Here is a 19286-nt window from a genome sequence, read left to right as displayed (position 1 = left end):
AAAAAGTTTGGTGATGTGACTAAATGGTTTGCTTGCTTGTGTTTTTGACTCCGGGGCTACGAGTCGCCGTAATTGGGGTGGTGGACCCCAACCCCACCCTCCTTGCAGGACGCGCACAGGCTTGCAAGCCTGTGCCGTTCCGCCGGCGGGCGGCATGCCGCCCGAATTCCCCGTCTACACCCCTCCCCTTGAGAGGGAGGGAGGTTCCTGGCGTGCGTCGGTTTACGCCCCTGATCTAGTCCTTGAATGCCTTCGACAGCTTGTCGCTCAGCGGCTTCAGCAGATAGCTGACGAAGCTGCGCTCGCCTCGCTTCACGACTACATCCACCGGCATGCCGGCCTGGACCTTGAGCTTGCCGAGCATTGCCAGACCTTCAGCGGTGGTCTCGATGTGCGCCACGTAGTACTCACCTTGCTGGCCTTCCTTGGCCGGCAGCTTGTCGGCGCCGACCAGCTTCACTCGTCCGGGCACGACCGGGGTCGTGGTCATGTTGAATGCGGTGAATCGCATGTCCGCACTCAGGCCCACGTGCACCTTGTCGATCAGGTGAGTCGGCACCTGGGCTTCTACCATCAGGCTTCCGCCCTCCGGCAAGATCTCCATCAGCAGCTGGCCCGGTGTAATGACGCCACCCACCGTGAATACTTTCAGGCCCACCACCGTTCCACTGACCGGCGCCTTGATTTCTGTTTGCACCCGGTCGAACTTGGCAGCTTCAAAACGGGTCTGGAAAGCTTCGCGGTTCTTTTGCGTTTCGGATAGCTCGCGGTCTATCTCTTTCAGATAGGCGGTCTGCAGCCCGGCGATCTGGGCGCGGGTCTTGCCCAGTTCGGCATAGGCGCTGGCCAGGGTGGATTCCAGTTCTACCTTGCTGCGCAAGGTGTTGTTGGCCTGGGAACGGGGAACGAAGCCTTCTTCGGATAGCTTCTGGTTGCTCTTCAGTTCTTCGGTCAGCGTGCCGAGCTGTACCTTGCGGGATTCAATCGCGGTTTGTATGCCGGCGATCTGTGCGTGCAGGCCGGAGACCTGATTTGACATCTCGGCGCGGCGCGATGTGAGCATTTCAAGCTGCAGCTGCTTGGCTTCCTTCACGCGAATATCGTCGCCCCATTTGTCGAGCTCTTTCACCCACTCGACCTTGGGCCTGCTCAGGCGCTCGGCGCGCAGGCGCGATTCGGTTACCAGCAGGTTGATGTACTGTAGCTCGGCATTGGTCAGGCTGGCTTCGCTGTTGAGCGGGTTGATCTTGATGAGTACATCGTTTTGCTTCACCAGGTCGCCTTCGCGCACCATGATCTCCTGCACCACCCCACCCGATTGGTGCTGAACCGATTTGCGGTAGCCCGAGACGACAACGTTGCCGCCGATGTTGACGCCGGCATCCAGCGGTGCCCAGAATGCCCACCCCAGGAAGATGATCAGGCCGATGAAAAACCATCGCGCTGCGCTCTTGCGGATCTGCGATTCTTCGACCTGGACCGGTTGCAACTTGCGGTCTTGCAGCTGGGACGGATCGTACGGGTTCCAGCTGCGGATCCAGGAGTCGGCCTTGCCGTCCATTTTCTTCAGCATGCCCATCGGGCCGTGCGGATCTTTGTCGGGGGTGCTCATGCCTGTGCCTCGCCCTTGGGTGCTGCTGCGGGTGGAGTCGCTGTGGCGGCGGCAGCTTGTGCTGGCACCGCGGCGGATGCGGCTGCTGCGGCCGCAGGTGCGGCTGCCGGTGTCTCTGTGCTAGCGGCGCTCTTCTGTGCGGCGACTACTTGCAGGTTGCGCACCGCGTTGAGCATGTCCTGCGCCGGGCCAAAGCCAACCTGGCGGCCATTGCGCAGCACCAAGAGGTTGTCCACCACCCCCACCAGCCGCGGACGGTGGGTGGTGATGATGATCGAGGAGCCGGCTTTCTTCATGGTGTCGATGGCCTTGGCCAGCACGCTTTCGCCGACTTCGTCGAGGTTGGCGTTGGGCTCGTCCAGGACGATGTATTTGGGCATGCCGTAAAAGGCGCGAGCGATCGCCACACGCTGGCGCTGACCGCCGGAAAGCTGGAAGCCGGTCTCGCCCAGCATGGTGTCGTAACCATTGGGCAGGGCCAGGATCATTTCGTGAATGCCGATCAGCTTGGTGGCCTGGATCACCTTGTCGGGATTGACCTCGCCAAGGCGGGCGATGTTCTCGGCGACCGTGCCTTCAAAGAATTCGATTTCCTGCGGCACGTAGCCGATGAACGGGCCCACTTCGTCATGATTCCACTCGGACAGCTCGACGCCATCCAGGCGGACGTTGCCGCGGGCGGGCTTCCATACGCCGACCAGCATGCGGGTCAGCGAGGTCTTGCCGGCGGCGCTGGGGCCGACGATGGCGACAGCTTGGCCGGGCAGTACCGTGAAGCTGACGTCCGATACCACTGCCTTGTCGTGGCCGGGCGGAACGGCGGTGGCCAGGGTCACCTCAAGCTTGCCGACTGGTGCCGGCAGTTGCATTCGGGTGGCGATCTTGACGTCTTCCTCCAGCAGCTTGTTGAGCCGGTCGTAGCTCTGGCGGGCGGAGATGATCTCTTTCCAGTTAGCGATCAGCTTCTGGATCGGGGAGACGGCTTTGGAAATCAGCATGGTGGCGGCAATGACCATGCCGCCGGTGATCAGGTTTTCGATGGCGAGCCAGGCGCCCAAGGCCATTTGCAGCGAAGGCAGCGCCTTGGTCAGGAAGCCGGAAAAGCCACCGGTCATGCCCGAAGCTTCACTGGCATTGACCTGTAGCTCAAGAAACTTGCGGTGCTGGTCGTACCAGCGGTTTCGCACTGCGCCCATCATGCCCAGTGCCAGCGTGGTCTCGGCGCTGCGCAGGCTGTTGGCTGCGACCCGCGTCGCTTCGGCGTTGGCGTCGTTGGATGCCTTCAGGATGGGGCTGGTAACTTTTTGCGTCGCGTAGCTGGTCAGCAGCATCAATACCGATGCAATGATCACGAACACCGCCAAGTAGGGGTGGAACATGGCGCCGATGATGATGAACACGATAGCGAACGGCGCATCCATGATCGAGAGCACCGGCTGTCCAGTCAGGAACTGGCGCATGGTAAGCAGGTCGCCCAGCAACTGGTGCACGTTGACGTTCTTGCGGCCCACATAGCGGCGGAACGAAGCGTCGAACACTTCTGCCGCCAGATCCCAGTCTATGCGCAAGGACAATCGCACCATGAGGCGGCTGCGTATCCATTCCAGCGAGGACCAGAAGACGTACATGCCGACCACCAGCAAGGTCAGCGACACCAGGGTGACGCCGCTGCGGGTGGAGATGACACGGTCGAACGTGTTCATCATGTACAAGATCGGCGTGATCGACATGATGTCGATCAGCAGGGTTAACAGAAAGGCAAAAGCAAAAGCGCGCCGGCATTGATGCAGCAGGCGCGCTATTGGTGGCTTCGAGTTGTCCACAGCCGGCGCGGTCTGCGCCGGGGTTGCGGTTTTTGCTGCGGACGCTGCTGTTGTTTCCGTTGCTGCTGTGTTTGCTGCTTCGCTCAAGATGGCTTCCTCTTTGGCTGAAAAATACCTGCCAGGACCGCGCGCTTCTTGTGTGCGTTGTGCGTCTGAACGGGTGACAGATCTTGTCGCCTCTCCCTCTATTTGTCCAGTTATTGCTTCGGATGGTGCAGGTCGTCGAACAACATCGGATCTGCATCCTGGCCGATGAGCTTGACTTCGACCGGCAGCACCGTCTGGGCAACAATACTCGTGTGCTCGTTGTGACCGACCAACACGCCGATTTCCTTGATACCGATGTGTTCCAGGCCTGCCAGCAGGTCGGCATCGAACACGCCCGAGTCGGACAGGGCTTCGGCCATCTTGCTGTCCATGACCAGGGTCGGCGTGGTGGCGCCGGTGAACATGTCCGCGTCGAGGTGCGTGAGCAGCTCCTTGACCTCGGCCAGCGCATTGCCGTCGCCCAGCTCGCCCAGGTCGATGTACAGGTTGCCGCTTGCGCTGGCGTTGACATGGTCGACGTCGAGATCGGCCAGCTCCCTGAGCGAGGTGAACAGGCGGTCGCCGGAGGCAGTGGCATCCAGCACCATGTTCGTGGCCGGCAGGGCTTGCAGCATGCCTGCGTCGGACAGTGCATTGAGCAGTCCGTCGGTAACCTGCACCGAACCTGTCTCGACCACCAGGTCGGAAACGCCCGAGTTGGTCAGTGCGTTGATCAGGTCGCCGTAGTTGCCCGGGGCTGCGAAACCGCTAAGGGCGCCGAACAGTTCGGCATCCAGGTTGGCGTCTGCCGGCGTTGCCCCGCCCTGCAGTTGCAGTTCGAGGTCGATGCCAGTGCCCGTGAAGCTGCCAAGCGCCGCCAGCAGGTCGCCCAGGCCGTTGCCGCCGCCTTCGTCAAACAAGGCTGCGACGTCCTCATTGATGGCCACCTGATCGATGCCGTGGGCCAGCAGCGCATTACCGAATGCAGCGTCCATCGTTCCAGGCAGCGGTGCATCAAGCGTTACATCGAGGCGCTGGTCGAACATTGGCAGGTCGTTCGCATCGATCGCTGGTGCGAACTCGTCGACCTTGTAATTCACATGGTCAACGCCCAGCTTGTTCAGGTCGTCGAAGTTGGTCGCCAGCTGGGTACCAGCCGCACCTGCGGCGACATCCAGGCTGATGTGATCGAGACCTTCGAAGGAGATGCCTGCGTCAACCAGTGCCTGTGCGGTATCCATATCGATGTGGGCGCTGCCGTTGAAGCCGGCCACGTCGATCTTGTCGACCGTGACATCGCCAACCGTCGGCAGGCTGCCAACGTTCAGGGCTGCCAGGTCATTCGCAGTTACGTCGAGGGTGAATCCATCCACGCCGGCAGTTGCGAGATCGCCCGCATCGAGGCCGAGGAAATCGGCGGCACTGCCATGCAACTGGATGCTGTCGATGTTGGATGCATTCAGGGCGCCGGCATTTGCCATGCCCAGCAGCTCACTCATCTGCGAGGCATCTGCATTCAGCGTGACGTTCAGGCCGGCGTCGAAAGTCGGCAATCCGCCCACGCCCAAATCGCCATGACCGAGGTCGACCGCCAAATCAGCTGCGCCTGCCAGTGAGACGTGATCGACACCGAGTTTCTGCAAGTCTTTCAGGGTGGTCGACAGGTGAGTCGCTTCGCCCTGGGTTGCGTCGACGGCGAGCGTGACGTCACTGCTGGACTGTGAGAAGTCCAGACCTGCGTGAACCAGATCGTTGGCGTCCTGATCGCTGATCGAGACAGCAGAACCACCAGCTTCGATATGGTCGACGCCGAGTCCCTGGACGCCTGTGAGACCTTGCAGCACGCTGTCAAGGTCGACATCGCCGCCAATTTCCAGCGAGACGTTATTGTCGGCGCTGATCTGCAGGTCGCCAAGGTCATAGCTCAGGTCGCCGCCAAGGATGGCCTGTGCATCGGCCATGCCGACGTTGACGTTGGTTTCGTCGTTGACAAAGATCGTATCGATGCCGGCGGCAGTCAGTTCGGCGACGTGCGCAACCATGCCATCGCCATCCGCACCGGAGATGCTCAGCGTGATGTGGTCGCCCTGATCGAAGCTCGTCAGCGCGCCGCCAAATACGGTGGAGTCGCCGAGCTCGACAGTCAGGGTACCGGCAGCATCTGCGCCACCACTCAGGCTGACGTGATCGACGCCCAGTTTCTGCAAGTCTTTAAGGCTGGTGGACAGGTGCGTACCTTCCGCGCCGGTCACATCTACCGTGACGGTGTCGGTGGCTTCGAACTCCAGGCCGGCCTGAACCAGTGCGGCAGCATCGCCGGCACCCAAGGTGAGGCTGGCGTTGACACCGGCGACGTCGAGCGTGTTGACGCCGTAGTCGTGTACCTGCGCTGCGTTGTCGGCCAACAGGCCAATGTCGGCCTCGGTTACGGTCAGGGTCAGGTCAGTGCCATCGGTAAAGTCGACGGTGCTGCTCATCCACTGCTCGAGTTGCGCGACGTCAAGCGTGGCCTGGCCGCCATTGACCTGGATGTGGTCGATGCCAGCGTCTGCAAAGGAATCGGCCCGGCCTGCAAGCGAAGCCGGATCCATCACGTTGAGTGTGACGTCGAGCGCGCTGTCTTCAAGTCCGGACAAGGTTCCATCGCCATCGGTATCGCCGAACACCGGCAAGGCGCCGGCACCGAAGAGTCCGGCACCAAGTCCGACCTTCAGTACGCTTGCGGCATCAGGCGCTAGCACTGTGTCGACGCCGAGCTTTTGCAGGTCTTTCAGGCTGGTCGTCATGTGCGTGGCTTCTGCCTGCACGGTGACTTCGTCATTAACAACGAAGTTCAGGCCCTCGCCGATGATGGCACCTGCCTGTGCATCGGACAGCGTAACCGCGCCGGTGGAAGAGTGCAGGTGATCGACGCCGAGGTCCGCGAGGGCAGCGGCTTCGCTCGCCACCGTGTTCACTGCGCCTGGCAGGGCTCCATTGAACCCCATAATGATATTTTCAGAGGCACCGAAACCAAGGTCGGTTGCCGCATCAAAAACACCGTCGTTGCCGAGCAGGGTATTGGCCTGCGCCAGGGTCATGTTGAAGCTGTGGTCGTCGTTGACCAGGAAATCGACGCCAGCCGCCTTCAGTGCCGCGCCGTTGTCGACCACTTCCTGCAGCTGCAAATCGCTGAAGCCAAGGTCGACGGTCAAGGTGTTGCCGAACGTGGGCAAGGTGCCGCTGAGCGTGCCTTCACCCAACTGGACATGCATGTTGCCGATGTCGCCGCCGTTCAGCGAAACCTGGTCGACACCGAGCTTCTGCAAATCTTTCAGGCTGGTGGACAGGGTCGTTGCAGCCGAGTCAACCACAATGCCAGTGTCATCGGCCGAGAAGTGCAGGCCGGCGCTGACGAGGCTGGATGCGTCGCTGTCGGACAGCGTCAGCGTGTTGTCGCGGACATCGATGTCGTCGACACCGATCTGGGCCAGGGCTTGCGCGTGGGTGACGACATCCGGCAGGTCGCTGTCGACGAGGTCGAAACTGACGTTGTCGCCAATGACGTACAGGTCATCCGCGTAGGACACTTGATCCGTGCCCAACAGCTCGACGGCATCGGCCATCTGGATCAGGACATCGCCGTCGGACTGCAGCCAATCGACGCCATTTTGCGCGAGTGCACTGGCAAGTCCGGGGGTGCCGGTGATTTCGTCAAGTTGCAGGTCGGTGATGTTCAGGGCGACATGCAGGATCGGTGCAAACACCGGCAGGCCGGCGGCGCTAAGCGTGCCGGTGGTGCCGAGGTCCAGCTCGATCTGGTACTGGCCACTGAAGCTGGACACCAGGACATTGTCCACGGCAAGCTTCTGCAGGTCTTTCAACGTGGATTGCAGCAGGCCGCCAGGGGCGTCGGCGGCGTCGAAGGTGACCGCGGCGGTGGCCGGGTCGCCGAAAGTCAGGTTAGCTGCCAGCAGCGGCTGAACTTGCGAGTCGGTGATGGTGACCGGCGTGATCTGCAGCGAATCGACAACGAAGCCGGCCGTGCGCAGCGCGGCGATATCAGTCGCGAACGTGCCACTGACAAGCAGGTCGTCCAGCGCGGCTTGGTCGGCGGGGGCAAACTTCAGCGTCGGCAGGCCGCCTGCCTTGAAAGCAGCAGCATGCGAAACTGCCGCAGCCAGGCTGGCGGCGTCCGCAACCAGCAACTCAATGACTTGGCTCGGTGCAAATTTGTAGCCCGCATCGAACAAGGCCGCCGCGTTCTCTGCGTTGATGACCAGCGGCGCATCGGTGACGGTCAGCGGGATGTTCTTGCCCACCAGCAGCGTTTCGTTGAGCAAGCTGGCCAATTCGGCCTGCGTCACATTCAGCGAAATAGTAGTCAACGGATCAAAGGCGATTCCGGAGCCGAGGATATTCTGGGCTTCGCCGAGCGACAGGGTCAGGTTGCTGACGGTCGAATCAATAAAGTCGACGCCTGCGGCCTTCAGTTGATCAGCTGCGGCAGCGAGCGCCGGAATGTCGGCCGGATTGAACTGGACCGTGACATTGGTGCCCGTGGCGGCAAAGTCGAGCTGGGCGTTGGCTATGCTGATGGCGTCCGCAACGGTCAGCACCAAGGTGCCGTCGGCTGCGCCGACGTGGTCGATACCAGCGGCTTTCAGTTGTGCTGCGGACGAAACCAGGGTGGCGACTGATGCGTCAGGTACCAGCACCGTGAAGTCGCTGGCCGCCTCGAAATTCATGCTGTTGGTGATCGCAGCCTGGACCGATACCAGCGACAGCGAAGTCGCAGCAGCGGCTGCCAGGGTCGTAATGCCTTGTGCGTGGAGCGTTACTGCGCTCGTTTCCAGCAGTGCGGAATCGGCGGTCGTGACGGTAACGACGACCTGCGCGCCATTGGTCAGGCCAATGCTTTGTGCCAGGACCGGTGTCAGTGTGGTCAGTGCCAGTGTCGGCGTCGCGCCCAGCACGGTAAGGCTGTCCACCCCGATGGCGTGGAACGCTGCGGCGTTCATCGTGCCAACTTCACCAGCGGTGACGTTGACAACAATATTGCCACCCGTGAATGGCAACGCGGCCGTGGCCAACAGGCTGGCCTGGCTGTAGTCGAGGGTGAAATCAGTCAGGCCGGCATTCAGCTCGATCTGGTCGATGCCGTGGGTTTTCAGGTTGGCGATGTTGCTGGCCAGCGCTGCGGCGTCGCTTGCCCCAACCAGGACAGTAACGGTATTGCCAGCGGTGAACGACAGTCCGGCATTGGCGATGGCAATTGCATCGGCCAATTGCACGCTCAGCACGGAGCCGGTTTCGGCGCCGATGGCGTCGATATTGGCGGCAGCAAATTCGGTGACCAGTCCGGCGACCTGGGTCAACTCATCGGAGGTGACGCCGACGGTAATGGTGTTGCCAGCGGCAAAGTGCAGGCCGGCATCAACCAGCGAATAGGCCTCGTGCAGGGTAAAGCCGTTTGCAGGTCCGAGCGTTCCACCGATGACCGAGATAGTCGATACGCCACCGAGAGCCAATTCAACGGCGCTATCAACTACCGTTTCAAGCTGGCCGGTCGTGAACGACACCGTGACCAGGTTGGGCGGGAACTTGATACCGGCATCGAGGAAATTGACTGCAACCGTATAGGTAAGGGTGCCGGCAGCGTCACCAACTGTCGGGTTGCGGAACGCGACCGTGGGAATACGGTCGATCAGCTCTTGGGCAATAGCAAGGTTAATCGGGTCAGTGACGACCACACCGACGGCCTTGGTCAAGTAACTGGCCGGGTCGCCTACGTGGGCGCGAGCATACGCCACCAGGTTGGCTTGCGTATCCACGACAGTGAATTTTGTCGAGGTGGCGATGGCCGGATTGCTCAGGGCCAGGAAGTCATTGGTCGCGGTAGTGGAGCCAGCCTTGACTGCCTCGACAAAAACCTCGGTCTGCAGGTTGGCCAGCGCTTCCTTGTCGCCGGCGATGAGCAGCGAGTCCTGCGAGTTGGCCAGCGTGGTCGCACTGGTCGTGTCGACCGCGCGAATACCGGTGATCAGGGTGTTCTGCGAAACCGCGGCGATGGCCATTTTCTCGGCCAGCGCCTGGATGCTGCCTGCATCGGTCGGGTTGGCCTGGGAATTGGTGAGGGCGGTCGCCAGTCCCGTGTATTTCTGCTCGATCGCACTATTGACCGTGGACAGCGCCCGGGTCACGTTTGCCTGCAAGGCTTCGCGCACTTCCGTCGACGCATTGGTCAGGGCAGCGTCAACGGCCTTGCTGGCAGCCTGGTTGATGATGGAAGTAGCCGAGACGGCGGCGCCGGTCCCATCCGTGGCCGGCGCGCTGCTGATCGACTTGGCAATCGAGCTTGCGATGCTGGTAATGTCCGACAGGCCGCTGGTGGTTCCACCAACTTTAGCCTGCAGTTCGGCAGCGGTCTGGATGACCGAAAACACCTGCTGCGATACGGTGAAGGCTTTCTCGGCAAGCGCCTTTTCAGCGGGTGTGCCGCTGGTCATTGCCTTGATCGGATCGTAAGTCTTCAGGAACTCCAGAGGGCTCTTGCCATTCAGGCCGGCGCCGGAAATGCCAAGCTTGGCCAGCATGGCGTTCTGGCTGGCAGCGTCGCCACCAGCAGCAGCGACCAGCGTGGTCAGCGGGCTGACGAAGGCAAAACCTTCGGGCGCGACCATCATGCCGACCTTCTGGCCGGTCAGGGTATCGAAGCCGTCGCCCAGCACGACCAGCTTGCCGGTCATGAGGGCGGCGTCGCCGGTCATGTTGTAGGAGCCGTCTGCCTTGGTCTTGGCTGAAATCTCACCGGCGTCGAGCTTGCCGTTGCCGTTACGGTCATAGAAGATCGTTGCGTCACGGACGTTGCCGTCAACCACCAGACCGGTGGTCGTTGCCAGCGCGACAGAGAGGACGCTTGCTGCTGCACTGCCGCCACCGGTCGCCAGTGCAGCGGCCGTGGCCAGGCCGGCACCCATGATGGCGCCAACAGGCATGGTCAGCGAGCCGAGGGTAACAGTACCCAGGCTGGCAAGACCGGAACCGGCCGCACCGCCGGCTGCACTGCTGGCTGCACTGCTGGCGGCGGCTGCATCGGCTGCGCCGGCAGCACTGCCAGCTGAGCCACCTGCACCACCGGCGCCGGCGTCGGTCATGGTCGTGCGGGCGTCCACGCCTGGCGGCAGGTCGGCAACAGGGGAAGCCTGGGACAACATCGTGCCGTCAAGGTCGGCAACGGGAATTTCTGCGGATGCGGGGACTTCGCCAAGCTCGGTCAGTTCGGCGACTTCGGCGGCGTCGAGGGACGCCAACTCTTGCGCAATCTGGTCGAGGTCAGCAGAGAGAAGTTCGGCAGGAAGCTCAGCTACAAGCTCGGCGTCATGCGCCTGGGCGAGCAAATCATCCGCTTGGCGGTCATCTAGGGATTGTTTTCCCTTGTCGGCCGCCTGGACTTGTTGCGCTGCAAGGAAGGTACCGAGCGCGGCAGCCGCCATTCCGGCTTTGTCCAGCTCGACGCCTAAACGCCGCCGCGCAACCTTCTTTTTCTTCAGGTCCGCAGTCGGTTTTATCTTCTTTGCCATTCTCAAATCCTCGGTGTCTTGCCACAGAAACAACTGCTTTTTTTTCGTTTTTTATTACCGCTTCGCTGCGCTGCAACAAGTCAAGGGCAAATTGGTGCCGGGACTTTGATGCAGGATAAACACTCTTACACGGTGGAAATCTTACAGCAGGCTGAAACAAATTCCTACAATTCAATGTGTTCAGAAGGTAATTATTTTGTTTAATTCACATTTTTAATGGTTGAATTTACAATCCCGTCCGCAGCGCACTGCGCAGTGCACCAAAAAACGCATAAGGTGTGCGAAAACGATGCAATATCCTGATAGTTCACGCAAATCTGTCACTAACTTGTCATGAAGCTTGTTAGCCGCCAATTGCTCTTGTGGTTGAATTGCTGCAAAGAAACATAAACATTAAATGGAAACAATTTGTGAACGCCCTTCCCCCGTTTTCTCTCAGCACCCTGCTCCAGGTGGTCGAAGTGTTGGGCGTCGTCGCCTTTGCGTTTTCCGGGTTCATCGAGGCGCGCCGCAAGCACATGGACATGGTCGGCGTGTTCACGGTGGCATTCATTACGGCCTTCGGCGGCGGCACGCTGCGCGACCTGTTACTGGACCGGCGGCCGCTGTACTGGGTCGAGCATCAGGAATACCCGATCATGGTGTTCGTGCTGGCGGTGGTGGGCAGTCCTTTCCTGCGCCATTTGCAGTCGGCGCGCTCGGAACGGCTGATCGTGGTGGCGGATGCGCTGGGACTGGGGCTGTTCAGCGCCAGCGGGGCGTCGCTGGCGCTGAATTTCGGCATGCCGACCTTTGTCTGCGTGATGATGGGTGTGATTACCGGGATTTTCGGGGGGGTGCTGCGGGATGTGATCTGTAATGAGATCCCCCTGGTGTTCCGGCGAGGTGAGTTATATGCAACTTGTTCGTTTGCCGGATGCTGGGTCTATTTGTGGATGGACTGGATGAAGGCGCCTGAGGTGATGAGCCTGGGCGCCAGTATCGCGGTGACGGTGGTGTTCCGGCTGGTGGCGGTACGCTTTGGCTGGCGCTTGCCTGGATGACAATATTGGTGCAGCCGTGATGGACGCAGCCCATTCTGCAAGCTCTCTTGCCACTCTTGCCACTCTGCCCACTGTGCGCCCTCGCGCAAGTTCACCGGAATCGAGTTACCAATGACATGCGCGAAACCACACGCGCTTCTTTTGCCGCAGGCTGCCCGGACTTGAGGGCAATCAGAGCGCATTGCTTGCAGGAGCGGATTCTGTGACGCTCAACAGACCAGGCGGCTACATCCAGCGGTAAGGTTCTCCCTGGCGTGTGCTGCAAGGTCCGCAATCGTCAAGGGGTGCGCATGTCCGCATGGATTCAAGCTGGGGTGGCGGTGGCGCCGGATTTCAACGGTCCGGTCGAGGTGCCGTTCCAGCGCTTCGAGGAGGCATGGATCGAGCAACCGATCTTCGCGCGCTTCCTGCAGACTGCGACAGTCCACGCCGGGCGGGTGGCAATCACCGATGCCCGCCATCAATTTACTTATGCCCAGGTGCTGGAACAGGTGCGGCGTTTGGCGCAGCGCATTGCCCATCAAACGGATCACGCGGATTGCATGCCGGTGGGCATCATGCTCGGACAGGATGCGAGCTTTCCGGTGGCGGCGCTGGCTTGCCTGGCTGCGGGCAGGCCTTATGTTCCGATTGACCTGAAGTATCCCCCTGCCCGGATCGCGGCAGTGCTTGCGGACGCTGGCTCGACGATGGTGATCGCGATGGGCGCGCCGGCGGCGGGCGCATTGCCGCAACCGGTGGAGGTCTTGCTGTTCAACGATGAGCGGGCCGGGCAGCACGACGGGGAAATTGAATTGCAGCCGCTCGATGTGTCGGCGCCGGCTGTGATCTTGTATACGTCGGGCAGCACGGGGCGGCCAAAAGGGATCTGCAACAATCAGCGCGCGCTGCTGCAGCGGGTGTGCGAAGCCACCAATTCCAGTCACATCAATTACTCCGACCAGATGCTGCTGCTCAGCTCGCCCGGCACCATCGCCGGCGAGCGGGAGATGTTTGCGGCGTTGCTTAATGGTGCGACGTTGACGCTGTGCGATCCGCAGCGCGACGGCCTGCATGGCGTGCTGCAGATGCTGGAGGGGCGGGGCATCACGCTCTGCTACATGGTGCCGGCGCTGTTCCGGATGCTGCTGCGGGCGCCAGGCGCGGCGCGCGCACTGTCGCAGTTGCGGGTGCTGCGCATAGGCGGTGACATCACGCTGGCGAGCGACCTGCTGTTGTTCCGGCAGGTGGCGCCGCCGGGCTGCCACTTCCTGGCCAGCTTCAGCGCGACTGAAATGCCGGCGGTGTTCCAGTGGTTCGTTCCACGCGACTGGCAACCCGACGGGCCGCGGGTGCCGGTGGGTTATGCGCGGCCGGAAGTCGACTTCTGCGCGCTGGACGAAAACGGGCAGCCGGCCAGGCCGGGAGAATTTGCGGAGCTCGTGGTGCGCAGCCCTTATCTGGCAATGGGCCAGTGGCAGGACGGCCGGCTGCAGCCGGGCGCTTTCGTCGCCGATCCGGCCGATGCTTCCTTGCGCATATTGCATTCGGGCGACATGGTGCGGGCGCGCAGCGACGGCTTGTGGGAGCTGACCGGGCGCAAGGACAGGCAGATCAAGATCCACGGCCAGCGCGTCGATGCCGGCGAGGTGGAAGCCCTGTTGCGCAGCCATGCGGGGGTGGAGGACGTGGCGGTGATTGCACGCCGCAAGGGCGAGGAGACGGTGGCGCTGGTGGCCTTTGTGGTGGCGAGTAACGAGACAGAGACGGTGGGGACAGGGGCAGGACTTGGTGCAACACCGGCGTCGCCGTCGCTGGTGGACGAGCTGCGGCGGCTGCTGGCGCAGCGGGTGCCCGGCTTCATGCGGCCGGCGCAAATCCACCGGCTGCCGGCGATCCCGCAACTGCCGGGATTCAAGCCGGATATCGCGGCGCTGCACAGGCTGGATCAGGAGTTCCAGCTTGCCTGGTCGGCCGACAGTGCGCATGCGCTGCAACACGCTGCAAAACCAGACGTAACGGTACAGGGGATGGCGGTGGCCGAGGTAGCTGTGGGCGATGTTACTGGGAGCGAGACCGCTGCGGGCGAGGGAGCGGCAGACAATGCGGTGCGGGCTGTTGTGCGCGCTGCTGTGCGCCAGGCCTGGAGCAAGGTACTGAGCGCGGAAGCGTATCGGCTCGACCTGCCCTTCGACGACAGCGGCGGCGATTCGCTCAAGGCACTGGAGTTGTGGTTTCACGTCGAGGAAGCGCTGGGCTTCAAGCTGGGCCTGGATGCGATGGCCATCGGCTCGCGACCAAGCGAACTGGAGCAGGCACTGGCTCGCGAGATCACGAACCCGGCCGTGGCGTCCGCCAGCTTGACCGGCGACGGCGGACCATTGATCTACCTGGCGCCCGGCATTCTGGGTGACGACCCGATGCAGTTGCGGTTTCGAGCGGCATTCGGCGACTCGGTGCGGTTCAAGCTGCTTGACTATCCGGGCTGGCGCGAGACGATGGCGGAGGATTGCAGCTTCCATGCGATTGTGGATTCTGCATATCGGCAGATATGCGCGGATCCGCCGCAGCAGGTGTACCGGCTGGCTGGCTATTCATACGGCGGCATCGTTGCGTTCGAGCTGGCGCGGCGCCTGGTGGAAGCGGGCCACAAGGTGGGTCTGGTGGCGCTGCTGGACAGCAGGCGCTGGGACCTGGCCGGCACCCGTCCCTTGTGGCAGGAAGACCAGATGCTGCCGGAGCGCGGCATCGCGGGGCATGTGCTGGCGCCGGCGATTACCGTGTTGGTACGTGCTGGCTTTTATCGCGTGCTTGGACTGGCCTGCACGACGCTGACCCGCCACGCGAACCGGGTGGCCTTTCGCTTTCGCAACAGGATGACGAAGGATTTGCGGTTTGAAGCCCTGCGCAAATGGAAGCCGCGGCCGCTGGCGGTACCGGTGACGCTGTTTGTGTCGTCAGACCGCTGGCCTGGGGAGCCGGAGGGCTATGGGTGGGACGAGTTGTGCAGTGGGCTGACTACGGTGCATATCGGCGGGACGCATGCATCGATGATCGACAAGCCGGGGCGGGAGAGGATTGCGGGGTATATACGGGAGGCGGTGGGGTGGAGGGGGATGGCTTGAGATTGCTCTCAAACTGCCGGTTTGCGCACCGGCGGGCGGGCGTGTCGCTTAGTTTGCTAAGGTTTTTGCGTTTTTTCGAACTGGCGTTGCTTGCGACCTGGCCGGTTTCCGCACCGGCGGTGCGTGTCGCTTAGTTTGCTAAGGTTTTTGCTCTTTTCGAACTGGCGTTGCTTGCGACCTAGCCGGTTTCCGCACCGGCGGGCGTGTCCCTTTCTTTGCTCGCCAAAGAAAGGAACCAAAGAAAGGCGACCCGGATACGACGCCCCTTCGGGGTCCCCCCAAAATCCGACGGCCTGGCGGAGAAGCGTGCAAACTCGCTTCGCTCAGACAAGCACGCTTCTTTTTCCGCCATCCCATCAGATTTCGGGGCGTCGTATACGGGAGGTACGTCAAAAACGTATCGCTACGGACAACGATTGAAACACCGTGGAGCTGATCGACGATTGACGATCGGCGATTGACCTGATGACCTGATGACCTGATGATCTGATGATCTAGTGATCTAGTGATCTGGTGATCGGGCGAGTAATCCAAATAGGGTTGATCATTGCGCCATCGTTCGATCGACCCGAACCATTCCACCCCAATCGCCAATTTGAAGCTTCGAAAAACATTAAGAGTCAACGGTGCGCTGGGCATCGGTATAAGACACTTCATGGGGTTGGCTGATTAGGTAAGCGGCCCACAGCCGAGGGATCATCTCTCGCGAACGTTGCACTGAGTTAGCCCAGACATCCGAGTCTGGTTGCCTATCGAAGCGGGCGTTGGCCAAGTGGGTGTTGACGTTTTTTCTTTGGTTCCTTTCTTTTTCTAAAAGAAAGGAACACACCCGCCGGGGTGTCTCCCGGCTTCACAACCACAACCATCAAACCCATCCACACGACCCGCAAGCCCAAAAGCAAAAAGCCAAAAAACAACCCCTCACACAACCGGCAAATTCAACAACAAATTCTGCGGCTTGATACGCAAGATACCATCCCCCGTCATCGCACAAGCCAGGTAGATCTTGCGACCCTGAACCTCCGGCCGGATATCGACGGGATCGCAGATCTTCATTTCAAACAACCCCAGCAAACGTCTTCGCCGGTCATCGTTCAGCGAATGGCCGCGGTACAGGTCGTTCATGATCGTCGTGGCCTCGGCGTCCAGGCCAATATGCCATGCCCAGCGTTCCTCCCGGATCGCATCAATAGCCCGAATCTCGGTGCGCAGGCCCCGCAGGCGAAAGATCCATTTTTCCAGCACGCGGCAAAAGGCTTCCAGGCCGGCACTACCGTAATGGAAAGGCAGCACCATGTCGTGCGCACCACTGCGCTCCCAGTACTGCTCGCCATTGTCGGCATTGAGGACGTCTAGCGGTATGTTGCGGGGCTTGATCCTGGACTCGACCAGCATCTGCCCAATTGCACCGAATGCCCTGCCCGATGCATGCCGGTCTATCGCCTCGGTGTCTGCTACCAGCACCGCGCCATTTTGTATCGACACCGTCTGCCGGCGAAACAGCAACTCCGCGGCGCGCACTTCCAATGGATCGGCAACGTCGTCCAAGGCATCCCGTAGCACCAACTCCGAAATCAGGTCGATGAACAAGGGGCCGACACCGACATTGCTGTGGCTGAAAATCTCGCGATAGGCGTCGTCGGCAGAACGCGACGCCAGCAGCCGGGCAATGAAGGATTGCAGCAGCGCATAGTTTTCGCGGGCATCCCTGTCGGCGATCGTCGCGAGCTGGCGCTCGTTGAGCAGCTCACGCGGACGGGCTAGCAGTTTCGCGTGCAGCGAACGCTCGTTGCGGCATGATTCCTCCACCGGCGCAACTTCCTGGCGGCGCCAGAGCGCACGCAGGAAGTCGTCACTGATGCGAACCGTGCCATCGGTCCTTCTGTCGGCATTCTGATAGGGGCATCCGGGCCAGAAATTCGGCATGCATTTCTCCTTGGTCTGCTGATGGGTCTTCACTGTTAGGGTATCGGCAGCATCTCGCACCGGGCAACATCCGGGCTAGTGCATTCGCATTACCACTGAATAAAGGAAGCGCGCGCTGACGTCAGCAAAAATTATGAGGACTATTTCGACTTTGTCCTTATTCGGACCGATCGTGCAATACGTGACCAGGAAGCCGCCAGACCAGGAGCAGGGAGATCAGGGTCAGGCCGGCACAGACCAGTATGGTGCGCTCGAATGCGCCGGCCGCGACCTTGGCCAGGTGCATTCGTTCGGAAGGCGGCATGTTGTCCAGGGTCGCGCCCACCAGCTCTTTCATCATCTCTGCACCCGATAGCGCCAGTGCCGAACCGGCCCCGGTGTCGGCCAGTGCGCCCATCAGCACGGCCGTCACAACAGCGACAACTATCGATGCCCCCAACTGCCGGGCAAAGGTGGTGCTGGCAGTGGCGATGCCGATATGCGCACGAGGAACGGCATGCTGGATAGCGACCAGCGCGGTTGGCATCAGGATACCGACTGAAAAGCCGGTGATCGCCAGCGCGATACTGGACAGCAGCATGTTGGCCGGATCGATCAGTGCGACGCAGGTGAGGGCCAGCGGCAGTATGCAGGTGCCGGCAATCATGGCCGGCTTGTACTTCCCGGTGCGTCCGATCAGCATGCCGCCGAGAAAAGCGCCGAACGGGCTGCCAAGGGTAAGCGGAACCAGCTGCAGCGCCGACTGGCTGGCGGCCATGCCGGCCACCATCTGCGAGCGCAGCGGCACCAGGATGGCGACGGCAATCAGTTGCGAGAAACTGAAAAACAGGACACCCAGGCACAGGGCGACCACCGGTATCCGGAACAGTGCCAGCGGCAGGATCGGATGTTCGGTGCGCAGTTGGTGGAAGATGAACAGACCGAGCATGACCAAGGCCACCAGGAACAGGGCGACATTGAGGTCGGACAGCCAGGCGGCGCCCTGGCCGATGCGTGTGAAGCCGGTCATTCCGGCGCCAAGGCCGGTGCACAGTAGCAGCGCGCCGAGGTAATCGACCTTGTGGCGGATGTGGGGCACCGGCAGCCGGCGCAGGCTGTCGCGGGTGACGATGAGTGCCGCCGCGCCCAGCGGCAGGTTGATCCAGAAGATCCACTGCCAGGACAGGTATTCGGTAAGCATGCCACCGAGGACCGGCCCGGCGACGCTGGCGGTGGCATAGGTGGCGCTGAAATAAGCCTGGTATCGGCCACGTTCGCGCGGCGTCACCACGTCGGCCACGGCGGCCTGGGTGACCGAGAACAAGCCGCCCCCGCCTATGCCCTGCAGGATGCGGGCGGCAACCAGCATCGGCATGGAGGTGGCGAGTGCGCAGGCCACTGAAGCCAGCAGGAAGATCCATATCGCCGACACCATCATCACGCGCCGGCCGTACATGTCGCCCAGTTTGCCGTAGATCGGCGTGGCGACTGCTGCCGCGATCAGGTAGCCGGAGACCACCCACGCCAGCAATTCAAAGCCCTGCAATTCAGTCGATATGCGCGGCAGTGCGACGGCGACGATGGTCTGGTCGAGTGCTGCCATCAGCAGCGCGAGCATCAGGCCGGTCAGCAGCTTGCGGATATCCTGGGGGGAGAATTCGGTGTGGGGGACGGATGGTGATGGGGAGGACATCGATTTGAATCGGTGAATGCGGCGGCTGGGAGTGGAGTGATGATAGCGCAAGGCCGGTTTTCGCACCGGCGAGCGGGAGTGTCGCTTAGTTTGCTAAGGTTTTTGCTCTTTTCGAACTGGCGTTGTTTGCGACCTAGCCGGTTTCCGCACCGGCGGGCGTGTCGCTTAGTTTGCTAAGGTTTTTGCTCTTTTCGAACTGGCGTTGCTTACGACCTGGCCGGTTTCCGCACCGGCGGGCTTGTCGCTTAGTTTGCTAAGGTTCTTGCTCCTTTCGAACTGGCGTTGCTTGCGACCTAGCCGGTTTCCGCACCGGCGGGCGTGTCCCTTTCTTTGCTCGCCAAAGAAAGGAACCAAAGAAAGGCGACCCGGATACGACGCCCCTTCGGGGTCCCCCCCAAAATCCGACGGCCTGGCGGAGAAGCGTGCAAACTCGCTTCGCTCAGACAAGCACGCTTCTTTTTCCGCCATCCCATCAGATTTCGGGGCGTCGTATACGGGAGGTACGTCAAAAACGTAT

The 19286-nt window shown here is 61.4% G+C and carries 8 protein-coding genes; 2 read left to right on the top strand and 6 right to left on the bottom strand.

Going from position 1 to position 19286, the window contains the following annotated elements:
• Positions 1 to 235: 235 nt before the first annotated feature.
• The 3 genes from FVE66_RS09960 to FVE66_RS09950 all read right to left on the bottom strand — a co-directional run bounded on the left by FVE66_RS09960 (position 236) and on the right by FVE66_RS09950 (position 11024).
• The gene (locus tag FVE66_RS09960; protein ID WP_151447295.1) at positions 236 to 1612 is read right to left on the bottom strand and encodes an HlyD family type I secretion periplasmic adaptor subunit; all 1377 of its coding nucleotides are present in this window, start codon (positions 1610 to 1612) and stop codon (positions 236 to 238) included.
• Positions 1609 to 3522, bottom strand: coding sequence for a type I secretion system permease/ATPase (locus FVE66_RS09955; protein ID WP_161993245.1), 1914 nt, complete (start codon positions 3520 to 3522; stop codon positions 1609 to 1611). Before FVE66_RS09955 ends, FVE66_RS09960 begins: the two co-directional genes overlap by 4 nt.
• 110 nt (positions 3523 to 3632) lie before the next feature.
• Positions 3633 to 11024: a beta strand repeat-containing protein gene (locus tag FVE66_RS09950; RefSeq protein WP_151447293.1), complete on the bottom strand. Its 7392-nt coding sequence runs from the start codon at positions 11022 to 11024 to the stop codon at positions 3633 to 3635.
• A 410-nt stretch (positions 11025 to 11434) separates the two neighbouring features.
• Between FVE66_RS09950 and FVE66_RS09945 the strand changes: the two genes are divergently transcribed.
• Both FVE66_RS09945 and FVE66_RS09940 read left to right on the top strand, forming a co-directional pair.
• Positions 11435 to 12067, top strand: coding sequence for a trimeric intracellular cation channel family protein (locus tag FVE66_RS09945; protein WP_151447292.1), 633 nt, complete (start codon positions 11435 to 11437; stop codon positions 12065 to 12067).
• Positions 12068 to 12357: 290 nt separating this feature from the next.
• On the top strand, positions 12358 to 15171 hold the full coding sequence (locus FVE66_RS09940; protein ID WP_151447291.1) for an AMP-binding protein: 2814 nt from the start codon (positions 12358 to 12360) through the stop codon (positions 15169 to 15171).
• Between the two features lie 921 nt (positions 15172 to 16092).
• Here the strand turns inward: FVE66_RS09940 and FVE66_RS09935 are convergent.
• The 3 genes from FVE66_RS09935 to FVE66_RS20375 all read right to left on the bottom strand — a co-directional run.
• Entirely contained in the window at positions 16093 to 17097 is a 1005-nt protein-coding gene (locus FVE66_RS09935; RefSeq protein ID WP_151447290.1) for a DUF6352 family protein, read from the bottom strand.
• Positions 17098 to 17254: 157 nt separating this feature from the next.
• Positions 17255 to 18769, bottom strand: a complete 1515-nt coding sequence (locus tag FVE66_RS09930; RefSeq protein WP_151447289.1) for an MDR family MFS transporter — start codon at positions 18767 to 18769, stop codon at positions 17255 to 17257.
• 165 nt (positions 18770 to 18934) lie between these two features.
• Positions 18935 to 19286: hypothetical protein (locus FVE66_RS20375; RefSeq protein WP_206668744.1), on the bottom strand; the 352-nt coding region annotated here is incomplete at its 5' end.

Origin of the sequence: Lacisediminimonas profundi, from assembly GCF_008831265.1 — a bacterium.
Taxonomy (GTDB): Bacteria; Pseudomonadota; Gammaproteobacteria; order Burkholderiales; family Burkholderiaceae_D; genus Lacisediminimonas; species Lacisediminimonas profundi.
The sequence above is the reverse complement of the archived record's forward strand: the minus strand, read 5'-3'. Positions and strand labels throughout refer to the sequence as shown.

What these genes read in the sequence shown, in the direction of transcription:
- FVE66_RS09935 (WP_151447290.1), bottom strand. Translation starts at nt 17,097, where the DNA reads ATGCCGAATTTCTGGCCCGGATGCCCCTATCAGAATGCCGACAGAAGG.
- FVE66_RS09940 (WP_151447291.1), top strand. Translation starts at nt 12,358, where the DNA reads ATGTCCGCATGGATTCAAGCTGGGGTGGCGGTGGCGCCGGATTTCAAC.
- FVE66_RS09950 (WP_151447293.1), bottom strand. Translation starts at nt 11,024, where the DNA reads ATGGCAAAGAAGATAAAACCGACTGCGGACCTGAAGAAAAAGAAGGTT.
- FVE66_RS09930 (WP_151447289.1), bottom strand. Translation starts at nt 18,769, where the DNA reads ATGTCCTCCCCATCACCATCCGTCCCCCACACCGAATTCTCCCCCCAG.
- FVE66_RS09960 (WP_151447295.1), bottom strand. Translation starts at nt 1,612, where the DNA reads ATGAGCACCCCCGACAAAGATCCGCACGGCCCGATGGGCATGCTGAAG.